Source organism: Streptomyces sp. NPDC048001 (assembly GCF_043203115.1).
Lineage (GTDB): Bacteria > Actinomycetota > Actinomycetes > Streptomycetales > Streptomycetaceae > Streptomyces > Streptomyces sanyensis.
In genome coordinates this window covers 322,468-343,635 of sequence record NZ_JBIDBN010000007.1, presented here as the reverse complement: position 1 = coordinate 343,635, position 21,168 = coordinate 322,468, and the positions used below count along the sequence as shown (strand labels likewise).

The following is a 21,168-nucleotide window of genomic DNA, read 5'->3' as shown; positions in this document are numbered from 1 at the left end:
GGGCCCCGCCCCCCGGCGGCTCCGCACCCGCCGGGGGGCGGGGCACCCGATGCGCTGCGTGCCGCTGGGAGGCGGGCAGGCCGGGCGCCTCCTCGGTGCCGACGGCCGGGCGGGCGCCCCGGGGCCGCCGGCACCGCCCGCGGCGGGCCCGGCACAGGCCCGGCGGGCGCACCGGAGTGCCTCCACACGCCCGTGCGCCCGGTGGGACGTCGATCGACGTCCCACCGGGCGCACGGTCCGGGCGGTGGTGCGTACGCGCGACCACCGCGTGGCGCTCAGGCGGCCGACTCCTCCTTGAGGGCCTGGACGAAGGCGTCCACGTCCCCCTCGGTGGTGTCGAAGGAGCACATCCAGCGCACGTCCCCGGCCGCCTCGTCCCAGAAGTAGAAGCGGAAGCGCTTCTGCAGGCGGCGGGTCACCTCCTGGGGAAGGCGCGCGAAGACCGCGTTGGCCTGCACGGGGTAGAGGATCTCCACACCGTCCACCCCGCGCACGCCCTCGGCCAGCCGCTGCGCCATGGCGTTGGCGTGGCGCGCGTTGCGCAGCCAGAGGTCCTTGGCGAGCAGGGCCTCGAACTGCACCGACAGGAAGCGCATCTTGGAGGCGAGCTGCATGGACATCTTGCGCACGTGCTTCATGTGGCTGACCGCGTCCGGGTTCAGCACCACCACGGCCTCGCCGAACAGCATGCCGTTCTTGGTGCCGCCGAGGGTGAGCACGTCCACGCCGGCCGCGTTGGTGAAGGCCCGCATGGGCACGTCCAGCGAGGCCGCGGCGTTGGCTATGCGGGCGCCGTCGAGGTGCACCTTCATACCGAGTCCGTGGGCGTGCTCGACCAGGGCGCGGACCTCGTCCACCGTGTAGACGGTGCCCAGCTCGGTGTTCTGGGTGAGCGAGACCACCTGGGGCATGGCCCGGTGCTCGTCCTCCCAGCCCCAGGCCTGGCGGTCGACGAGCTCGGGGGTGAGCTTGCCGTCGGGCGTCGGCACGGTGAGCAGCTTCAGGCCGCCCATGCGCTCCGGCGCCCCGCCCTCGTCCACGTTGATGTGCGCGGACTCGGCGCAGACCACGGCGCCCCAGCGGTCGGTGAGCGCCTGGAGGGCGGTCACGTTGGCGCCGGTGCCGTTGAAGACGGGGAACACCTGCGCGGAGGAGCCGAAGTGGCTGTGCATGATCCGCTGGAGGTGCTCGGTGTACTCGTCCTCGCCGTAGGCGACCTGGTGCCCCTCGTTGGCTACCGCGAGGGCCGCCAGGACCTCGGGGTGAACTCCGGCGTAGTTGTCGCTGGCGAAGCCGCGTACGGCCGGGTCGTGGTGACGCCGGGCGTCGGTCTTCACGGGGCGGGGGTCAGCCACAGGCGCTGTCCGTTCACTTCCTCGGCGGGCCGGTCCCACACTCCGGCGATGGCGTCGGCCAGTTCCTTCACGTCGGTGAAGCCCGCGAACTTCGCATTGGGCCGCTCCGCGCGCATGGCGTCGTGGACCAGTGCCTTGACCACCAGGATCGCAGCCGCCGCCACGGGCCCCTGCTCGCCCCCCGCCTTGCGGAAGGAGTCGGCCACGGCCAGCGTCCACGCCTCGGCGGCCGCCTTGGCGGCGGAGTAGGCCGCGTTGCCCGCGGTGGGCTTGCTGGCACCCGCCGCGCTGATGAGCAGGTAGCGCCCGCGGTCGCTGCGGGCGAGGCCGTCGTGGAAGGCGAGGGAGGTGTTCTGCACGGTGCGGATGAGCAGCTTCTCCAGCAGGGTCCAGTCCGCGGGGTCCGTCTCGGTGAACCCCTTGCTGCCGCGCCAGCCGCCGACCAGGTGCACCAGGCCGTCGATGCGCCCGAACTCCTTCTCGGTGCGTGCGGCCCACTCGCGGGTCGCCCCGAGGTCGAGCAGGTCGACGGTGTCACCGGTGACGGTGGCGCCTCCGTGTGCGTAGCGGGCCGCGTCCACGGCCTCGGCCAGGCGCTCGGCGTCCGCGTCGGAGGCCACCACGGTGGCCCCCGCCTCGGCCAGGCGCAGCAGCGTGGCCCGGCCCGCGGGGCCCGCGGCTCCCGCCACGGCGATCACGGCACCCTCGAGTGCCCCGTTGCCGTTGGTGTCCATGCTGGTCGCCTCCTGGGTCGTCGACGTCACGCGGCAGCTCCGGAAGCCTGCCCGATGCCGGCCGTCCCGACGCCCGCGGCGGCGGAGGCGGCGGTGATCCCCTTGGTGGAGGCGATCACGTGCTTCAGCTTCTTGGAGAGCGCCTCATAGAACATGCTCAGGGGAAACTCGTCCGCGAGCACATCGTCGACCAGCTTGCGGGGCGGCAGGCCCAGGTCCAGGGCGTCGGGGCCCTTGGCCCAGCGGGAGCCGGGGTGCGGGGCGAGGTAGGTGGAGACCAGCTCGTAGGCGGCGAACCAGTGCACCAGCTTGGGACGGTCGATGCCCTCGCGGTACAGGGTCTCGATCTCGGCGCAGAGCTGGTTGGTGACCTGCGGCGCGCGCTCCCAGTCGATCTTCAGCGTGTTGTCGGTCCAGCGCACCACGTCGTGCTTGTGGAGGTAGGCGAAGAGCAGCTGGCCGCCGAGCCCGTCGTAGTTGCGGACGCGGTCGCCGGAGACCGGGAAGCGGAACATCCGGTCGAAGAGCACGGCGTACTGCACGTCGCGGCCGTGCTCGTTGCCCTCGGCCTCCAGCGCGACGGCCTCCTTGAAGGCGGTCAGGTCGCAGCGCAGCTCCTCCAGCCCGTACATCCAGAAGGGCTGGCGCTGCTTGATCATGAAGGGGTCGAAGGGGAGGTCGCCGTGGCTGTGGGTGCGGTCGTGGACCATGTCCCACAGGACGAACGCCTTCTCGCAGCGCTCCTGGTCGCCGATCATCTCGCGGATGTCCTCCGGCAGCTCCAGCCCGAGGATGCGCACGGCCTCCGAGGTCACGGCGCGGAAGCGGGCGGCCTCGCGGTCGCAGAAGATGCCGCCCCAGGTGAAGCGCTCGGGCGCCTCGCGCACGGCGATGGTCTCCGGGAAGAGGACGGCGGAGTTGGTGTCGTACCCGGCCGTGAAGTCCTCGAAGGTGATGCCGCAGAAGAGCGGGTTGTCGTAGCGGGTGCGCTCCAGCTCCGCCAGCCAGTCCGGCCAGACCATCCGGAGCACGACGGCTTCCAGGTTGCGGTCGGGGTTGCCGTTCTGGGTGTACATGGGGAAGACCACGAGGTGCTGGAGGCCGTCCTCGCGGGCCGCGGCCGGCTGGAAGGCGAGCAGCGAGTCGAGGAAGTCGGGGACGGCGAAGCCGCCCTCGGCCCAGGCACGCAGGTCGGCCACGAGCGCCCGGTGGTAGGCGTCGTCGTGCGGGAGCAGCGGGGAGAGCTCCTCCACCGCGGCGACGACGCGCTCGACGGCGGCCTCGGCGGCCGCGCGGTCGGGGGCGCCCTCGGCGTCGAAGTCGATCGACCCGTCCTTGGACTGCCAGGGGCGGATCTCCTCGACGGCATTCTTGAGCACCGGCCAGCTCGGGTGGTCGATCACCCGCCCGTCGCGGGATATGGCGCCGTCGGCAGCGTCCTGCACAAGAATTTCCGTCATGTCACGTCCTTCACGGGAGAACCTCGCGTCCCGCCACGGTAACTGGGGGCAGTTCCTCCGGACAAGTGGCCACCTGGGAAATTCTCCTGCACAGCGGCTCGATCGCCGCATTTTTTCCGGCGAAGCCAGGGCGTGACACATGGTTCCTGGACATCCGGGTAGACGCCGGCCTCCACGCCGGACGGAGGCCCGGACCCACCCCCCGGGCCCGCCCGGGGGTGGCTCCCCGGACCCGGGCGGGCGCCGGGGGGCGCGTATCGGACACCCTGCGCACGAGCGGGTACACCGCGTCACCGCGCCGCTAGGCTGGCCCCACGGGCGGCCGGGCGGGTGGTCCGCCCGGCGGGGCCGCCGTCGACGGAAGCGGGAGAGCCGTGACGTTTCTCACCATCGGTCACCGGGGGGTGATGGGCGTCGAGCCCGAGAACACCCTGCGCTCCTTCGTCCGCGCGGAGCGCTGCGGCATGGACGCGATCGAACTCGACCTCCACCTCAGCAAGGACGGCGCGCTCGCCGTGATGCACGACGCCGACGTCGACCGCACGACGGACGGGAGCGGGCCGGTCGCCGGGAAGACCCTCGCCGAGCTGCGGCGCCTCGACGCCGGCCTGGGCGAGCGGGTGCCCGTCTTCGAGGAGGTGCTCGACGCCGTCCGCTCGCCGATCCAGGCGGAGATCAAGGACGTGGCGGCCGCACGGGCCCTTGCCGAGGTGATGGAGCGCCGCGGACTGGTGCCGCGGGTGGAGGTGTCCTCCTTCCACGACGAGGCGGTGGCGGAGATCGCGGCGCTCGTCCCGGGTGTGCGCACGGTGCTCATCGCGAGCCGGTGGGAGGCGGACGTGGTCGAGCGGGCGCAGGCCGCGGGCGCCGCGGCGCTCGCCCTGGACATCCGGCGCCTGACGCTGGAGACCGCGGAGCGGGCCCGGGGGGCCGGCCTGCGGCTGATCGGCTGGGTGGTCAACACGCCGGAGCAGCTGCGGCTGGCGCGTGCACTCGAACTCGACGGCGTGACCACGGACTACCCCGGGATCCGCCGTACCGGCCGGTTCACGGCCTGAACCGGCCGGCGCCGGAGCGGCCCGGGGCCGGCGTGCCGGCGGTGGCCGGAGCGGCCCGGGCGCACCGATCCGGGGCGGGTCAGACGGCGGGGGCGGCCTCGGCGGCGGCATCGCCGGTGGCCTCGGCGGCCGTGAGGTCCTTCACGAGGAGCTCGAAGACCAGGTCGTCACGCTGGGGGATGCCGAAGCGCTCGTCGCCGTAGGGGAAGGGGGTCGTCTCGCCCGTGCGGCGGTAGCCGCGCCGCTCGTACCAGGCGATGAGCTCCTCGCGCACGGAGATCACGGTCATGTGCATCTCGCGGACGCCCCACGCGCGCACCGCCCTGCGCTCCGCCTCGGCGAGGACCCGGCGGCCCACGCCCCCGCCCTGGAGACCGGGACGGACGGCGAACATCCCGAAGTAGGCCGCCTCCCCGCGGTGCTCCAGCTGGCAGCAGGCCACGGTCTCCCCGTCCCGCTGCGCCAGCAGCAACCTGCTCCCCGGCGCCGTGACCACCGCGAGCACGCCCTCGGGGTCGGTGCGCTGACCCTGGAGGATGTCCGCCTCGGTGGTCCAGCCGGCGCGGCTGGCGTCGCCGCGGTAGGCGGACTCGACCAGCCGGACCAGCTCCGGTACGTCGCCCGCGGCCGCGTCCCGGTAGGTGAGCTCCGCGCTCTCCGGGGTCGTGGCGGTGTCCATGGGCGGCTCCGTTCCTGCGGGTGCCGTGCGGCACGGTGGGGGCGACTGGCGCTCGCAGCCTAGCGCGCCGCCCCGGCGGCACCGCAGCCCCGCGCCCGCCCCCGGCGGCGGCCGCGGGGCGCCGGGTGGTGTGCGTCACTTGCGCGGCCGGGCGGTCCCGCGGCCCGCCGCGCGCTCATAGGCTGGGGCCATGATGGTCTCGCTCGCGCTGCTGCTGCTCGGCGCCGTGGTCGCCGTCGCCGCCCCGCGTCTGATGATGCGCGGCGACTGGGCGGAGCGCGAGCCCGTCGTCGCCCTGTGGTTCTGGCAGTGCGTGGTGGCCGCGGTCCTGCTGTCCTTCGCCCTGTCGATGACGCTCAGCGCCGCCGCCGCCTGGCAGCTGGTCCGCGGACATGTCTTCGCCCCCGCACCGCACGGTGTCGTCGAGGCCTACGCCCTGGCCGCCTACGGCCCCTGGTCGGCGGTGCTGGCGCTGGCACTGGCCTGCGGCGGCGCCTGGACGGGCGCGATGCTGGCCCGGGAGGTCGCCCGGGCGCACACGCGGCGCCGCCGTCGCCGCCGGGAGCTGCTGGTGCGCTCCCCGCTGCTGCCCGGCGAGGAGCCGGGCGAGGGGCCCCTGGTGGTCCTGGAGGAGGACCGGCCCGGCGCCTGGTGGCTGCCGGGTGCGGCCCCGCGGCTCGTCGTCACCACGGCGGCCCTGCGCCGGCTCAAGGGCCGCCAGCTCGACGCGGTGCTCGCCCACGAGCAGGGCCACGCCGACGCGCGGCACGACTGGCTGCTGCACTGCTCCTCGGCGCTGGCCGGCGGGTTCCCGCAGATCCCCGTCTTCGCGGCGTTCCGCGACGAGATGCACCGGCTGGTGGAGCTGGCCGCGGACGATGTCGCCTCCCGCCGCTTCGGGCGGCTGACGGTCGCGCTCGCCCTCGTGGAACTCAACGAGGGGCGCGGGGTGTTCGGTCCCTGCCCGACCGCCGACGCCCAACTGCCCCAGCGGGTGCACCGGCTGCTGAGCGCGGTGCCCCGGCTGACCGCCGGACGCCGGCTGCGACTGACCGCGACGGCCGCGCTGGTGCCGGTGGTTCCGCTGCTCGTGGCCTTTGTGCCGGGTCTGCGCGCGCTGGGCTAGGGCCCTCGGGGCCTGCGGAGATCCAACACGCTGCCTCGGCATCCTCGGTGGTGCCGCGGCGGGGAGTCTCCCGACATCTGCTCGCCGAGGGTCAGGACGGGACCCGGCGTCCTCGACGTCCGCTCACGTCCTCACCCCGCAGCACCCGAGGGTGCCACTGGGCCTTTTCCATCTTCACCCTGAGCTGGCCAGATGCAGGGCGAGGACGGCCTGGACGAGGCTGGTGATCCGGGTGGTCGAGCACCGCAGTCTGCGAAGGAGCCGCCAGGACTTGAGGGTGGCGACGGCCTGTTCGACGAGGGCTCGGATCTTCGCAGGGGACCGGTTCACCGCCTGCTGGCCTGCGGAGAGGGTCTCCCACCGTCCCCAGCACACGGGATGCGGACCGTGCCGCCGGCACCTCGGTATCCCTTGTCGGCCCAGCACGGGATGCCTGCCTCGGCCAAGGCATTGACGATGCCGTGTTCGCGGGCCGCGCGGACGTCGTGGACGGCGCCGGGCAGCGCCGGTGAGGCCCACAGCAGCCGACCGAAGGGATCAGCGATGACCTGCACGTTCATCCCGTGCCTCTTGCGCTTGCCGGAGTAGAACGACCGGTCCGCGGCGATGCGGTCGATCGGCAGGAGCGTGCCGTCCAGGATCAGGTACGCCTTGGCCGAAGCGGTCCGCACCACGTCGGTCAGGACCGGGGCGAGAGCGGCCAGGAGTTCGACCGCCTCGGTCACATCGCGGTAGGCCGTCGTGGTGCCAATGCCGAAGCCTGCCGCGAGCTGGGCATAGGTGTGGCCCATCCGCAGATGGGCGAGGGTGAGCAGGGCCTGGCGACCGGCGGTCAGGCACCGCCAACGGGAGCCGATCGCGCGACGGTGGCGCCGCAGCTGCTGCATGAGGAAGCGGAGGGCGGAGCTGGACACGTCGACGCCCGACGGGCAAACAAGCACGTGAAGCCTCTGGTGGAGACGGTTCTCTTGGTCGAAAACCCATCTACCAGGGGCTTCACCACGTTGTCAGCCCAACAGCCCCACGCCCGAACCAGGTTGGAAAAGGCTCCTTACCTTCTTGGTGGGTCCGTTCCGCTCCTTCGTACGATCGGGAGGCCCAGGGGTGCCGGGTGTGGCTCAAAATGCTCATGCCGATGGTGTGGCTTTCAGTGATTGGCCGCCCGGCGCCCCGCGACGACACGGCCACTCATTGGGATGCGCGAACCTCATCGCTTCGTAAGGACACGTCGGCGTGGTCGTCTGCCGGGACCAGGAACACGGATCCTCGAGGAGGCACAAGTGCCGCAACTGTGGGCGGGAACGGACGCGGGCAAGAGCGAGCATCACTGCACGGTGATCGACGCCGAAGGCAAGCGAAGGCTGTCACGGCGGGTCGCCAACGATGAGACGACCTTGCTCGAGCTCATCGGCGATGTCCTCGACCTCAGCGAGGGCGAGCCGGTGACCTGGGCCATCGATCTGAACGCGGGCGGTGCCGCACTGCTGATCGCGCTGCTGGCCGCCCACGGACAGAAAGTCCTCTACATCCCGGGCCGGACCGTCCACCACGCCTCCGGCTCCTACCGGGGCGACGGCAAAACGGACGCCAAGGACGCCTACGTCATCGCCGACCAGGCCCGCATGCGCCGCGACCTGCACCCCCTGCAGGAGCAGAGCGAGATCGCCATCGACCTGCGGATCCTCACCGCCCGCCGTTACGACCTCACCGCCGATCGCACCCGCGCGATCAACCGGTTGCGCGCCCAGCTCCTGGAGTACTTCCCCGCTCTGGAACGCGCCTTCAACTACAGCACATCCAAAGCCGCGCTCGTCCTGCTGACCGGCTATCAGACGCCGGCGGCCCTTCGACGGATCGGCCAGGCCCGTTTGGCCAGCTGGCTGTCGAACCGCAAGATGCGAAACGCCCAGGCGGTGGCGACCACCGCGCTCGCGGCGGCACAGGCCCAGCACACGGCGATTCCCGGCGAGAGGACCGCGGCAGCCATGGTCCGCACCCTGGCCGCCGCGGTGATGGCCCTGGACGAAGAGATCGCCCGCACCGACGCGTTGATCGAAGCACGGTTCCGCGAGCACGAGCATGCTGCGGCGATCATCAGCATGCCGGGCATGGGCAGCCTCCTTGGTGCCGAATTCGTCGCCTGCACCGGCGGGAACCTGGAGGCCATCGGCAGTTCCGGCCGTCTGGCCGGCATCGCCGGCCTGGCACCTGTTCCCAAGGACTCCGGACGCATCAGCGGCAACATGCGCCGGCCGCACCGCTACCACCGCCGTCTCCTGCGTGTCTTCTATCTGTCCGCACAGGTCGCCTCCCGTTGCTGTCCAACTTCCAGGACCTTCTACGAGCGCAAGAGGAGCGAGGGCAAGTCGCACAAGCAGGCAGTCCTCGCCCTCGCCCGGCGCCGCCTCGACGTCCTGTGGGCCCTCATACGCGACCAGCGGACCTTCACCGTCGAGCCACCTCAACGCGGCTTCGCAGCGGCATAACGTGGTCACCGTCCGCTACCGAAGCCCTTGACAAACCTGATTGGGAATCACTGACTGTCAGGCGGTTGCGGAAGCCCCGGGTCGACCTGCGCTTTCGCTCCGAGGGCCGAAGGTCGAGCGGTCAGGCCGGCGACCCGCCCGAAGGGGACACCTGCACTGCCCGGTTCGTGCCCCTGCTGAGTTCCCGTTCAGCCCCGGACCCAGCAGCGGTGGACTGCCACAGGGCGGCGAAGGTCAGGTCCTCCCCGGGACGGGAACGCCGAGGACGCTGGGGCGACACCATGCAGGTGAGACTCAGACGCTTCCGAACGGCCGAGCTGTCACACCGGCCACGCTCAACGGGCACACGCCAGGAAGCTTGCTAACTCACAGAAGCCACGTAGCTGTTCAGGTAAATCTACGCTGCTGCTCTCTACCGCCACGAGTGGACACTTCTCGCCACCTCCGGGTCGGCTCGTACGCCGGAGGAGATGTGGGGGCACTGCCGAAGTCCGTGTGGCAGGCGGTCCGGCGCGCGCCGTCGGCGTGGGGCGGTCGAGGTCTTGAGCACCCTCGCCTCTGGTGGGGTGAAGGCGGCTGCGGGGTTCGGGCGACGTCCTCACGCAAGAGAACAGGAGTAGTCGTGCCCGTACACAGCAAGTTGCCCTGGTGGCGCTGGTGGCAGTGTCGCCTCATGTCGTTGATTCTCCCCGTGGCGCTCTTGGCCACGGGGGCTACTGTCGTGCAGTGGCAGTTTCCCTCCGCCGCTTCGGCCGCGCCGACACAGCCGGTGGTGCGCTCCACCCCGCCTGCTCTGAGCAAGGGATCGGCTGACCCCCGAAGCGTTCAGGTCGGGACGCACGACTTCTATGCCGCCAGCTCCAGGGCAGGCAAGGCCAAGGTCGTGGCGTTCGAGTACATGCTGCCCTCAGGAGCGCCGACGGGTATCGCCGTGTACGCCGGCACGGTGACCAATGTCAAGGGAGGTCTGCTCGACGGGGCCTCTTGGCCGCCCGCCGACGCCCGTGGTCCAGAGGCTCAGGACTTCCTCAACAGGATCTGGGCAGATCTCGATGAGATCGCGTCGAACCCCGAAGGAATCAGGCTGCTTGAAGTGATGGGGCGGGCATCTGTGTTGCCGTCCGCCGTCTTCGGGAACGAGTTCAACGATCCGGCGCTCCTGACAGCGACGCCGCGCGTGAACGCCTTGATCACGCGAGCTGATCCGAATGGCGAAAGCACGATGCTGAGCACCCAGGGCCGAACCACCGGAGTCTCGCTTTCCGGAAGCCCCTGGGACGGGGAAGGCATCGGAAACGCGAGCAACATCATTGCGATCGCGGACTACGTCCCCGGATTCTATGACAAGGGCGGAAGGCTCTTCGCCCCGCGCTCCGCGACCGTTCTCTTTCACGAAATGATTCACGCGATGCGCAGCACTCTGGGTTTCAAACCGTTTGACGCATCTCAGAAGCCGGTCACCATCGACTACCCCGTGCCCACACCCGGCACAGAGGACGCCCTGGGGATACCGGCCTACGAGTTGTTCGCCACGCCTGCCGAAGAGCTCGTCACCCACGGCGGCAAGATCGGACTGAAAGAGACGTTCGGGGTGAAGGCGACACTCTTCGGCGTGTTCGACTTCGGGCTCAAGGCTGATCCGTACGCGGCGAAGGCAGTGGGTATAGCCACCGCAATGGCGGCCAAAGACCCCACGAATACGGAAGTACAGCGAGCGCTTGCCGCCCGCCTTGAGATCGCCAAGGAACCGATCACCGAGTTGTCCTTTGTCAAGAGAAGCCCAATCAGGCAGCCCTATCGCCCGAGCTATGACCGTCCCAAGGGCTTCGCGCGGCAGTCATTCAAGCCTGCCTCGGGCCATTCCTGGGCGTCCCTGGAGGCTGCCGACTACAACAACCCCGACAGGTCCTCCCGACTGGTCAAGAGTTCTCCCGCACCAGTCCCATGCGGCGCAGCGAGTCCTGCCGAAGGGTGCGCCGTCCCGTTGCGTGCCGCGACTTCAGCTGAGGCCAGGGCCGCTGAGGAGTTCCGTGCGGCAACGGAGAACGGCAAGGTCTTCCAGGTGTCTGCCGAGTCGGAGGTGGTTGCAGGTCTGTCACCGGAGGAGATTCCGGTGTATGCGCGCGCCTCGGTCCGCAGTGCGGCGGCGTCGTATGAGGCTGCGAGGGCGGCCGGCTCCGATCTGTCGGAGTTCGGGTTCACCTCTGATCTCGCAGAGTCCTGGAAGAACCCCGGCAAGTTGTTCCATCCGTTCGGCGGGGCGACGTCGGTGGAAGGTGTGGCGCCTGCCCGGGTTTCCACAGCACTGACGGAGGGCTGGGGTGTTTTCAATGAGGCATTGACGCCGGCGATGGCGGCCGCCTGGATCAACTCGATAGCGGAGGCTTTCAGCCAGGATGCCTCCGATCTGACCAAGGCGACCGTCATTCTGGCTCCGGTTCCGGTCGTGGGACAGCTGTTGGGCATCGCGGATGCGGTGGAGCGGCATGACGCTCTCAGCGGCGTGGTGAACGCCTTGGCTCTGCTGGCGACGGTGTCTGAGATGGCAGGGCAGCCGGAACTGGCGATGCTTTTCGGTGTCGTGGCGCTCGTCACGACAGTCGTCGCCCAGATCGTGGACTGGGTGAGCGGGAAGAGCGAGGAGGAGAAGTGGATCGAGTCCCGCAATCAGCTGTGGCATGACACGATGAAGAAGAACGTGATCGAGAAGTCCGTACCGGAGTTGCTGTCCACGGCACAGAAGGCGTTCGACCGTGCGCAGAAGCAGGTTCTGTTCGGCACCCACCTCACGATGGAGAGTGTGAGCGCCAACGCGGCCAGGACAGGGCACTCCACGGCGATCGCCGCCGCCCGTACCGCGAACGCACGGATCTCGGCGGATGCGGAGGCGTCGCTCGGGTCGCTGCGCAGCGGTTTCATCAACGGCGTGCACCAGGCGGTCGACGCGGTGTTCGCCTCGCTGAACGAGGGGACCGGGTCCAAGGAGTTCACCAGGGCCTACATGGACAAGGCTGTATGGCCGCAGTGGTCGAGCGACCACATATTCAACTACTGCCCGCGCGACCCCAACTCCGCCTATGAGTCGTGCCGCAACCCTGAGAAGTACATTCCTCGGATGCGGGCGGACTTCGAGGATCGCCATGTGAAGCCCGTCGTCGCCGACACGCCGAAAGACCTGTTCACCGCTGATGATGTGAAGGCTGCTCAGGACGCGGTCGACACCCGTGTCCGCCAGGGTGGGATGTTCGCGCCCGTGTCCGTCTCGGACGCTGCTCCGGTGGCCCCGGCCGGGTTCATCCCGTGTGCGGACGACGGGGGCGAGTGCAAGGGAGTCGAAGGGCGTACCGGGCAGGTGGCATTCGGTGCGGCGGGATCGTATGTCACCGTGCCGCTGCCCGCCGAGGGGATCGTCTGCAAGGCGTCCTCCTTCCCCGTCAACCCCAACCCCGACGCCGACCAGTCGTGCTTCGTCCCCGCCCAGGACAGCCCGGTCACGGGCAGCGACGGGTCGTGGCTGGCGTCGGTGCGCGTGTGCGCGGACGAGGGCAGCACGTGTGAGGTCTCCGGCACGCAGCTCGCCGCGTTCGGCACCGGGGCGGGCTGGCTCGTCAAGCCGGTCACGTCCGCTGCCGTCTGCTCCGCCGGCGGTTTCGGCGGCGATCCTGCTCCCGGCGAGGCCAAGGAGTGCCGTGTGCTGACCGGGGCCCCGCCGAGCCAGGCGGTCAATGCCGGCGGGCCGTACCGAGCATGTGCGGTCGAGGGCGAGCACTGCCACATCACCGGCAGCGTCCGGCTGGCCCTGGGCGCGCACCTCGACGACGAGGCCCGCGGCTGGACCTACAAGACGGTCAAGGCGGCCGACTACCCCGACGGGGTCCCCTGCACCATCGCCGCCTTCGGCGAGGACCCCCTGCCCGGCGCGGCAAAGAGCTGCTACATCGCCAGCCCCCCGGCGCCGTTCACGTTCTGCGCGGGCCCGGACGGAACGTGCGCGGTGCCCGAGTCGGGTGCCTACCAGGCCGCCTACGGCGGAGACGGATCCTGGGTGGTCAAGACCGTCCCCGCCGGTGAGTTCACCTGCAACGACGCCTCCTTCGCCGATGTCGCCAGCCTGTCGGGCAACGACGTGCGGGGCGGCAGCCGCGGCTACTGCTACCTCTCCGCGAAAGACCACGACCTGGTCCTCGGCGCGGACACCCGCCACGAGAGGGAAAGCGTCGACGCCGACTGGGCCGCGCACGCCTGCGCCCGCGACGAAGACGAATGCGCTGTCAGCGGGCCCACGGCCTTCGCCTACGGCGTCTACGAAGCAAACCAGGACAAGGGCGCCTACCTCGTGCGGCACTTCGCCCCCCGTGACGGCGAGACCGCGACCCTGTGCAGCTACACCGGCTTCACACGCCGCGACCCCCAGCTCAACGTCGCGTACTGCTTCCTCCTGAACACCCCGCGCCTGGACTTCGACATCTCCCAGACCGACTTCACCTACCGGGAGACCAGACGAACCGACCCGGGTCAGTCCCCTCCGGACTCGCCCGCACCGACCGCCCCCCATCCCGCACACGGCGCCTCCTTCGCCTCGGGATTCGAGCAGGGTGACGTCATGCCGTCCTGGACCAGCACCGTCGACCAGGACAACGGCAGCGTGTCCAACGTCACCGGCCGCTCCAGCGTGTCCGGCCCGGTGGCGGGCGCGCGCAGGGACGAGACGGCCCGCACCGGGACCGGATCACTGAAGTACTCCGGCTCGACAACGGGCGGCCACAACGCGCAACACGCCCACGCCTATCTCAAGGTCTTCGACCTCAGTGACAAGCCGGTCAAGGTCGACGGCGGAAAGACGCTCAGCTACTGGATCCACCCGAAGACCGCCGACCGATGGGACGGATTGGACCCCTGGCCGGTCAACAACAGCAACTGCGTCGCACTCGACCTGGTGTTCACTGACGGAAGCACCCTGCGCGACTCCGCCGCAGTCGACCAGCACGGAACCAGGATCCATCCCGCCGGCCAGTGCCAGAGCCTCAAGCCCGGGCGGTGGAACCACGTCACCGTCCAGCTCCCCGACGGGCTGAAGGACAAGGAGATCAGCCGCATCGACGTCGGCTACGACCAGGACCACCCTGGCAACGCCGACTACAGCGGGTACATCGACGACATCACCCTCGGCTAGCACCCCCGGACGACGGCGGAGCCGTGCACCATCAGCGCGGCTCCGCCCTGGGAAGGCACCGCTCCGGGATCTCGCCACCGGCAAGGACCGTGGCCATCTCAGCGGCAGAGCCAGGTGGCCACCTGGACACGGGATGTGCAGCCGAGCTTGCGCAGGATGCGCTGGACATGGCCCTCGGCGGTGCGGGAGGAGATCACCAGCCGGGCGGCGATCTCCCTGTCGGTGAGGCCTTCGGCCAGGAGCTCGGCGACTTCGCGTTCGCGCAGGGTGAGGGCCTGGGCGAGCGGTGGGGGTGGAGGATCGCCTGCGGCGGGTGCCTCCTGCAAGTCGAGCGCGAGGGCCAGGGCCTGGGCGGTTTCCAGTGCGGCACCGGTGCGGTGCAGTGCGGTGAACCTGTTCTCGCCGAGGCGGGAGACGAGTAGTTCCTCGCATGCGGTGCGATGGTGCAGCAGGCGTCCTACTCCGGGCAGGGTGGCGCCGACGAGCTGCCAGGCGCTGTGTGCCGCGCCCAGCAGCTCGGCGGCCCGTGCGTGATGCCCGTCGTGTGAGTGCGCCCAGGCCAGGACTTCCAGGCACTGTGCCATAGCCAGGCGGTTGTGGGCCGGGCTGATGGTGCGCAGACCGTCGCGCAGCAGTCGGATCGCGTGCCCGGTTTCCCGGCGGAGCCAGTGGTGCAGCCCCAGGAGCCACAAGGCGTAGGGGCGCGACCACTGGGCTCCATGTTCCTCGCAGAGTGCGAGGCACTGTGCGCTGAGGTCGGCCGCACGGGCATCGCCCTGCAGGCAGCAGGCGAGGCCCAGAAGGAACACGGTGCTCCATACGTCGCCGAGGTCCCCGCACGGGCCGAAGCGGTCGAGTGCGCCTTCCAGAGCGGGCAGAGCTTGTGAGAAGTCGTCAGCGAAGAGTGCGGCCAAGCCCTCCAGCTGGGCGGCCTGCGCTGCCGTCAGCGGGTCCTTCAGCTGGGCCGCCTGCGCACAGCATTCCGCAACGCGGATACGCGCCGCATCAGGGTCCCCGCACAGCAGTGCAAGCCATCCGTCCGCCCACAGGGCTCTGGCCCGGGCCTGGTTCGGAACTGCCGTCGAGGCCAGGGCCCGTTCCAGCCAGCGGCGCTCCTCCGACAGGCTGCCCGCGCCGAGGCGATGGCTCCACAGCGCGGCGGCCATCTCCAGCCCGGCCCGCGCCTCGCCGCGCGTGCTGAAGCAGAAGTTCATCGCGGTCCGCAGGTTGGGCCGTTCGCGGTGGAGGCGTTCGGTCCATTCCGTCTGGCGCGGCGAGAACCAGTCCTGCCGCGCGCGAAGGACCACGTTGTGGAAGTGGTCGCGGTGGCGACGGCGCAGAGGCTGCTCGTCGTGGGACTCCCCCAACCGCAGCAAGCCGTAGTGCCGTACCGTGTCGAGCATGCGGTAGCGGGCACACGGGTGATGGTCCTCACGCAACACGACGGACTTGTCCGCCAAACCTGTCAGGACGTCGAGAGCGTCCCAGGGCGCAAGAGCGCCGAACGCGCACACCGCTTCCACGGCATCCAGGTCGAAGGTGCCAGGAAAGACCGACATCCGCGCCCACAGCAGTTGTTCCGTGGGGGTGCACAGCTCGAAACTCCAGTCCATCGTTGCCTGCAGCGTGCGCTGTCGAGGCAGCCCGCCCCGGCAGCCGCCGGTGAGCAGAGCAAACCTGTCGTCCAGGCGCTGGAGGATCTGCTCACCGCTGAGCACCCGTAGCCGAGCGGCGGCCATCTCGATGGCGAGTGGAATTCCTTCGAGCCTGTGGCAGATCAGTGCGGCCGTGTGCGCGTCGACGGCGGTGGCGGCCGGGTCGCCGAGCGCGGCAGCGGCGCGCTCCATGAAGAGCTGCACGGCTTCGCCGGGCGACCGGCCCGGGTGTCCCTCACGTGGATCGGGGGCCTCAAGCGCCAGCACGGGCACCACTCCCTCCCCGCTGACGCCCAGCGACTGCCGGCTGGTGGCGATGACACGCAGGCCAGGTGCTGCCTGCAGCAGGCTTCGCGCCAGAGCGGCGCACGGCAGCAGCACATGCTCACAGTTGTCCAGAACCAGCAGAAGCTGCCGCCGGCGCACGTGGTCAGCCAGTACGGTCATGGGCGGCCGGCCTCCGTCGTCGTGCCGGCCCAGGGCGGACAGGACCGTCTGGACGACGGCCTCCTCGTCCTTGGTGGCGGCCAGCTCGACCAGCCAGACACCGTCCGGGAACGATCGTTTCACCTGGTCTGCGAGACGTAGCGCGAGACGCGTCTTGCCGATGCCGCCTGGACCGGTGAGGGTCAGCAGCCGGTTCCGCGACAGCATCTCCCGCGCCAGAGTGGTCTCTCGACGCCTGCCGACGAAACTGGTGGCCTCGGCTGGAAGATTGCCCTGTCTCACGCCGACTCCCGAACTGGCCTGGCTCCCGCATCGGTGGCACGGGCTTCGGCTGACCGGGACACCGCGCGTCCGGCCACGCTACCAAGGTGCCGGCAGCGGAACCGCCCGTCGACGGCGTTTCCGCTGCCGCTGCACAGCGAATTCCAGGACGGCATCAAGTTAGCGCCATGATAACGGAGTTGAGGGAGCATCCGGCGACCTCCGACCCGTCCATGAGGCGGAGGGCCGGCGTCCTCGATCCCCACAAGCCCCACGGCCGACCGCGACGGAGAAACGGCCGCGGCGGCCTCCGCTGCGCCGGCGCGCTGCTCCGCGGACCAGGATCCGTACTGCTCCGCGTGTGTGCCACCACGCGGGGTTCCGGCCAGGATCGTCGGGATGTGTCGCGGTCAGGGTCGTCCGCAACGTCCGAGGTCGATGCCGGCCCCCGCCGCGCTCTCGTGGCCAGGTCCGATGACCGGCGTCGTCCATCGGCCGCGGTGGCTGCTGACCGGCGTTCTCCGGCGTCCGCATGCCGCTGTAGCCCGGGTGCACATCGGATCCGTGTTCCAGTGCCCCATCAGGCAACGTCCGCCTCGTCGCCTCGCCCGGCAAGGCCGCGCGCGGCCTTGCCGAACCAACCGAGCAGGCCCACTACGGGGTCGATCCGGCGCCGTGCGATCCACCGCACCGGACGCTGCTCCTCGACGGGCGGGCCCCGCCTGACCGCCGGACGCCGGCTGCGACTGACCGCGACGGCCGCGCTGGTGCCGGTGGTTCCGCTGCTCGTGGCCTTTGTGCCGGGTCTGCGCGCGCTGGGCTAGGGCCCTGCGTCCCACAGGGGCCAGGATCGTTCCATGAGCTCCCCCCCGCCTCCCCGCCACGACCCCCCGCCCCGGGCCCTGACGGCGCGCGGGCAGAGAGCCGCGGCCGGGTGCGCGGCGGTGTTCCTGGTCTCGGCCGGGGTGCTGACCCTGCTGGTCGCCTCGGCCTGGACGCCGCTCATGGACCTCGACCGCGGGGTCGTGGACGCCCTCCACCGGTCGGCCGTGGCCGATCCCGGCACGACCCGGGCGAGCCGGATCCTCACCGACTGGGTGTGGGACCCCTGGACGGTGCGGCTGCTGCTCGCGGCCGCCGTGGTCGTGCTGTGGGTGCGGCGGGACCGGGTGGCGGCTCTCTGGGCGGCGGGGGCCGGGGTGCTGGGCGCGGCGGTGCAGCAGGCGCTGAAGGCTTTCGTGGACCGTCGCCGCCCCGCTTTCCCCGACCCCGTGGACACGGCGCACTTCGCGGCCTTCCCCTCCGGCCACGCGATGACCGCCGCCCTCGGCTGCGGGCTGCTGGTGTGGCTGGTGCGCCGGTGGTCCCCGTCCCGGCGGCTGCTGGCCGCGGCGGCCGCGGCGGCGGCCGTGAGCATCGTCGGCGCCGGTCTCACCCGGGTGCACCTGGGGATCCACTGGCCGTCGGACGTCCTGGCGGGCTGGCTGCTGGGGCTCGCGGCCGCCGCCCTCGCCGTGTACGGGGCCGAGCGGCGCACGGCGCCCCGCAGCGGCTGACCTCCCGGGCCCGGCCGCGGGAACCCGGGCAGAACGCAGCCGCCCGGACCGGACGATCCCCCGCGTCGCCCGGTCCGGGCAGCACACGCACCGTCGGCCCCGGGGGGCCGGCGGCGGCACGCGCTGAGTATACTGGCTCCAAGCCAGTCAACGCAGGAGTCCAGCATGTCCCCGCGAAGCGCAGAGGTCAATGAAGAACTCCGGCGCCGCTCGCGCGAGCGGCTGCTCCAGGCGACGGTGGAGCTGGTGGACGCCCGGGGGTACGAGGCCACGAAGCTGGGCGACATCGCCGACCGGGCCGGCTCGGCCCGCGGACTGGTGTCGTACTACTTCCCCGGCAAGCGGCAGCTGCTCCAGTCCGCGGTCCACCGCCTGATGCACCTGACGCTGCGGGAGGCGCTGGAGCGGGAGCCGCGGTCCGAGGACGGGCGGGAGCGGCTGGCCCGGGCCATCGACGCGATCATGGGGCTTGCGGTGGAGCGCCCGGTGCTGATGCGGACGCACATGGCGGGCATCCTGCAGGCCGACGGCTTCGTGCAGTGCCCCGAGCAGCAGCAGCTGGCCGCCCTGCTGCGCGACACCGTGGAGCGCTACGGCTGCGCGGACGTGGACGCGGAGTACCCGCTGCTGCGGGCCCTGTTGATGGGGGCGGTGTTCGCGGTCCTGCTCCCGGGCGCGCCGATGCCCCGCGCGCGGCTGCGCGCGGAGCTGTTCCAGCGCTACGGGCTGGACTGGGGGCTCGGCACCCCGCCGGACGGCGGCCCGCCCGGCGGGGGTCCCCCGGTGGTACCCGCTCAGTCGTCGAAGTCGTCGGAGTAGCGGATTAGTCGAAGTAGTCGGGCTGCGTCTGGACGTTCAGCTCGTCCATCCGCACCCGCTTCGCGGGGGCGGTGCGCCGGTCGTCGATCCTGAGGACGTCGAGGCCCTTGGCCATGTCGTTGGAGTAGATGTGGCCGTTGTAGTAGTACGCGGACCACGAGCCGCCGACCACCCGGGCGGTGTCGCTGAGCGGGCCTCGCTCGAAGTAGCCGATCTCCCTGGGCCTGGCGGAGTCGGTGAAGTCCCAGACGGAGACGCCTCCCTGGTACCAGGCCTGGACCATGATGTCGCGGCCCTTGACCGGGATCAGCGAGCCGTTGTGGGCGACGCAGTTCTCGGTGTCGGCCTGATGGCGGTCGATCTTGAAGTAGCTGCGGAAGACCAGCTTGCGGTGGTCCCCGCGGCCCTTGATGTCGTAGATGCCGTCCGCGCCTCGGTTCGGGCCGATCTCGGCGTTGCAGGTGGCGCCACCGCCGCCGCCGAGCTCGTCGGTGAACACCACCTTGTTCGCGCGCTGGTTGAAGGTGGCCGAGTGCCAGAAGGCGAAGTTGACGTTGTCCTGGACCCGGTCGATGACCCGGGGGTTCTCGGGGTCCTCGATGTCGAAGAGGATGCCGTCGCCCATGCAGGCGCCCGCCGCGAGGTCCTTCGAGGGCAGCACGGTGATGTCGTGGCAGCCGGTGGTCTTGGAGACGCCCGGGTTGGTCGGGCCGCCCGGGTTCCCGCCGCCGTCGGGGCCGTCCCCGGGGAACAGCACGGGGAAGGCGACGACCTCGGCGCGCTGCGGCGCCTTGCGGGGCACCTTGATCACGGAGATCCCGTCGTGCGGCGGCCGGCAGTCGGGGAAGGCCGCGTTCGGCGAGTACGAGGAGACGTAGACGTAGACGTTCCTGCGCTCGGGGACCAGGGTGTGGGTGTGCGACCCGCAGGCGGTCTCGACGGCGGCGACGTACTTCGGGTTGCGCTTGTCGCTGATGTCGAAGATCTTCATGCCCTCCCAGGAGGACTTCTCCGTCGCGGGCTGGGAGGTGCTGCTGCAGGAGTCGTCGCTGCGCGAGGAGTCGGTGGACAGGAAGAGCAGGTCGCCGGAGACGCTGATGTCGTTCTGCGAGCCGGGGCACAGCACCTCGGCGACGGTCCTCGGTGAGCGCGGGTTGCGGATGTCGTAGATCGTGAAGCCGTCGTAGTTCCCGGCGAACGCGTACCGGCCCTGGAAGGCGAGGTCCGAGTTCGTCCCCCCGAGAGCGCCCTTGGGGAGGTGGGCGACGTGCTGGACGTTGCGGCTGTGGACGACCTCGTCCACGCCGGGTATCTCGCCCCCGGCGATGGCCGCGCGGGTGTCGGCGGCCAGTTCGGCGGAGGTCGCGGCCCCGGCCGGGGCGTCGCCCGGGTCCGGGGTGGCCGCGGCCGGGCCCGCGGCGAGGAGCGCGGCCAGCAGCCCGGCGGCGGCCACCGCCGCGCCGAGTCCTCTGCGCCCGGCTCGGGTCGTGTGTAACTGGGTCACTGCACCCTCCTTGTCGCCGTTCGGTGTCGAACGGTTCACGGACCCCGGCAGTATGTTCCCTCGCACGGACATCTCGACAGATGGCGGCACGGTTGTCATGACGGAATCCACTCGGTACTCCTTACGCTGATGCAGCATCACGCCTCGACACCCCAAGTGGCCCAGGAGGTCATCGTGTTGACGTCCCGCAGCACCCGGCGCCCGGCGCTCCCGCTCACCGCGGCGGCCCTCGTCCTCACCGCCCTGACCGCGGCGGGGTGCGACGGGGGAACGGAGGCGCCGGCCCGGGGGGCGGGCCCGTCCGTGGTGGCGCCGGGCCGCCCGGGCGAGCCTGCGCGCACCCTGTCGGCCGAGGAGGCGGCGGCGGAGCTGCCGGACGAGAGCCCGAACGCGGCGGACCACCGCTACGTCGGCATGATGATCGTGCACCACCAGCAGGCGCTGGTGATGACGGACCTGGCGCCCGGCCGGGCCGCCAGCGACCGGGTCCGGAGGCTGGCCGAGCGCATCGCCGCCGCCCAGAAGCCGGAGATCGGCGCGATGCAGGGGTGGCTGGAGGCCCATCCGGACAGGCGCGGCGGGCACGTCCACGAGGACCACGCGGCCATGCCCGGGATGGCCACCGAGGAGCAGCTCGCCGCGCTGCGCGCCGCCGGGGGGCGGGACTTCGACGAGCTGTTCCTCCGGTTGATGATCACCCACCACGAAGGGGCGGTGACCATGGCGGCCGAGGTGCTGTCCGAGGGCAACAACGTGCTCGTCGAGCAGATGGCCAACGACGTGATCGCCCAGCAGACCGCGGAGATCGGCCGGATGCGGGCCCTGTGACCGCGGCCGGGCGGGACCCGGAGGGGC

The 21,168-nt window shown here is 71.1% G+C and carries 13 protein-coding genes and 1 pseudogene; 7 read left to right on the top strand and 7 right to left on the bottom strand.

Going from position 1 to position 21,168, the window contains the following annotated elements; translation table 11 throughout:
* Nucleotides 1–275: 275 nt before the first annotated feature.
* Genes ACGF15_RS15530 through ACGF15_RS15520 form a run of 3 tightly spaced genes read right to left on the bottom strand, consistent with a single transcriptional unit; the run spans nucleotide 276 to nucleotide 3,549 of the window.
* On the bottom strand, nucleotides 276–1,355 hold the full coding sequence (locus tag ACGF15_RS15530; RefSeq protein WP_392799338.1) for a threonine aldolase family protein: 1,080 nt from the start codon (nucleotides 1,353–1,355) through the stop codon (nucleotides 276–278).
* Nucleotides 1,334–2,089: an SDR family NAD(P)-dependent oxidoreductase gene (locus tag ACGF15_RS15525; RefSeq protein ID WP_345614916.1), complete on the bottom strand. Its 756-nt coding sequence runs from the start codon at nucleotides 2,087–2,089 to the stop codon at nucleotides 1,334–1,336. Before ACGF15_RS15525 ends, ACGF15_RS15530 begins: the two co-directional genes overlap by 22 nt.
* Nucleotides 2,090–2,115: 26 nt before the next feature.
* Nucleotides 2,116–3,549 (bottom strand): DUF6421 family protein, encoded by a 1,434-nt coding sequence (locus ACGF15_RS15520; RefSeq protein ID WP_345614786.1) that lies wholly within the window; start codon nucleotides 3,547–3,549, stop codon nucleotides 2,116–2,118.
* Nucleotides 3,550–3,923: 374 nt separating this feature from the next.
* Here ACGF15_RS15520 and ACGF15_RS15515 point away from each other — a divergent pair, with 374 nt between their 5' ends.
* Complete coding sequence (locus tag ACGF15_RS15515; RefSeq protein ID WP_392799335.1) at nucleotides 3,924–4,607, top strand: glycerophosphodiester phosphodiesterase; 684 nt, start codon at nucleotides 3,924–3,926, stop codon at nucleotides 4,605–4,607.
* A 79-nt stretch (nucleotides 4,608–4,686) separates the two neighbouring features.
* Here the strand turns inward: ACGF15_RS15515 and ACGF15_RS15510 are convergent, their stop codons facing one another.
* A complete protein-coding gene (locus tag ACGF15_RS15510) occupies nucleotides 4,687–5,286 on the bottom strand; it encodes a GNAT family N-acetyltransferase (protein ID WP_362610495.1) in 600 nt (199 codons plus the stop codon).
* A gap of 190 nt (nucleotides 5,287–5,476) precedes the next feature.
* Between ACGF15_RS15510 and ACGF15_RS15505 the strand changes: the two genes are divergently transcribed.
* The gene (locus ACGF15_RS15505) at nucleotides 5,477–6,412 is read left to right on the top strand and encodes a M56 family metallopeptidase (RefSeq protein WP_345614789.1); all 936 of its coding nucleotides are present in this window, start codon (nucleotides 5,477–5,479) and stop codon (nucleotides 6,410–6,412) included.
* Nucleotides 6,413–6,586: 174 nt separating this feature from the next.
* Here the strand turns inward: ACGF15_RS15505 and ACGF15_RS15500 are convergent.
* Nucleotides 6,587–7,353, bottom strand: a pseudogene (locus tag ACGF15_RS15500) (IS5 family transposase).
* Between the two features lie 339 nt (nucleotides 7,354–7,692).
* Between ACGF15_RS15500 and ACGF15_RS15495 the strand changes: the two are divergent.
* Together ACGF15_RS15495 and ACGF15_RS15490 are read left to right on the top strand one after the other, a co-directional pair.
* Nucleotides 7,693–8,898, top strand: a complete 1,206-nt coding sequence (locus ACGF15_RS15495; protein WP_392799330.1) for an IS110 family transposase — start codon at nucleotides 7,693–7,695, stop codon at nucleotides 8,896–8,898.
* Between the two features lie 673 nt (nucleotides 8,899–9,571).
* The gene (locus tag ACGF15_RS15490) at nucleotides 9,572–14,071 is read left to right on the top strand and encodes a hypothetical protein (RefSeq protein ID WP_392799327.1); all 4,500 of its coding nucleotides are present in this window, start codon (nucleotides 9,572–9,574) and stop codon (nucleotides 14,069–14,071) included.
* Between the two features lie 98 nt (nucleotides 14,072–14,169).
* Here the strand turns inward: ACGF15_RS15490 and ACGF15_RS15485 are convergent, their stop codons facing one another.
* A complete protein-coding gene (locus ACGF15_RS15485) occupies nucleotides 14,170–16,455 on the bottom strand; it encodes an ATP-binding protein (protein WP_392799324.1) in 2,286 nt (761 codons plus the stop codon).
* Between the two features lie 836 nt (nucleotides 16,456–17,291).
* On the opposite strand from ACGF15_RS15485, the gene ACGF15_RS15480 reads away from it, so the two are divergent.
* Together ACGF15_RS15480 and ACGF15_RS15475 are read left to right on the top strand one after the other, a co-directional pair.
* A complete protein-coding gene (locus ACGF15_RS15480; protein ID WP_392799321.1) occupies nucleotides 17,292–17,990 on the top strand; it encodes a phosphatase PAP2 family protein in 699 nt (232 codons plus the stop codon).
* Between the two features lie 165 nt (nucleotides 17,991–18,155).
* Nucleotides 18,156–18,809: a helix-turn-helix domain-containing protein gene (locus ACGF15_RS15475; RefSeq protein WP_362610484.1), complete on the top strand. Its 654-nt coding sequence runs from the start codon at nucleotides 18,156–18,158 to the stop codon at nucleotides 18,807–18,809.
* A gap of 4 nt (nucleotides 18,810–18,813) precedes the next feature.
* Here ACGF15_RS15475 and ACGF15_RS15470 read toward each other — a convergent pair whose 3' ends face one another.
* Nucleotides 18,814–20,313, bottom strand: a complete 1,500-nt coding sequence (locus ACGF15_RS15470) for an LVIVD repeat-containing protein (RefSeq protein ID WP_392799318.1) — start codon at nucleotides 20,311–20,313, stop codon at nucleotides 18,814–18,816.
* Nucleotides 20,314–20,469: 156 nt separating this feature from the next.
* Here ACGF15_RS15470 and ACGF15_RS15465 point away from each other — a divergent pair, with 156 nt between their 5' ends.
* The gene (locus ACGF15_RS15465; RefSeq protein WP_392799431.1) at nucleotides 20,470–21,141 is read left to right on the top strand and encodes a DUF305 domain-containing protein; all 672 of its coding nucleotides are present in this window, start codon (nucleotides 20,470–20,472) and stop codon (nucleotides 21,139–21,141) included.
* Nucleotides 21,142–21,168 lie beyond the last annotated feature (27 nt).

Coding starts and splice junctions, on each gene's coding strand:
- ACGF15_RS15525 (WP_345614916.1), bottom strand. CDS start 2,089: ATGGACACCAACGGCAACGGGGCACTCGAGGGTGCCGTGATCGCCGTG.
- ACGF15_RS15520 (WP_345614786.1), bottom strand. CDS start 3,549: ATGACGGAAATTCTTGTGCAGGACGCTGCCGACGGCGCCATATCCCGC.
- ACGF15_RS15510 (WP_362610495.1), bottom strand. CDS start 5,286: ATGGACACCGCCACGACCCCGGAGAGCGCGGAGCTCACCTACCGGGAC.
- ACGF15_RS15505 (WP_345614789.1), top strand. CDS start 5,477: ATGATGGTCTCGCTCGCGCTGCTGCTGCTCGGCGCCGTGGTCGCCGTC.
- ACGF15_RS15490 (WP_392799327.1), top strand. CDS start 9,572: ATGTCGTTGATTCTCCCCGTGGCGCTCTTGGCCACGGGGGCTACTGTC.
- ACGF15_RS15480 (WP_392799321.1), top strand. CDS start 17,292: ATGAGCTCCCCCCCGCCTCCCCGCCACGACCCCCCGCCCCGGGCCCTG.
- ACGF15_RS15475 (WP_362610484.1), top strand. CDS start 18,156: ATGTCCCCGCGAAGCGCAGAGGTCAATGAAGAACTCCGGCGCCGCTCG.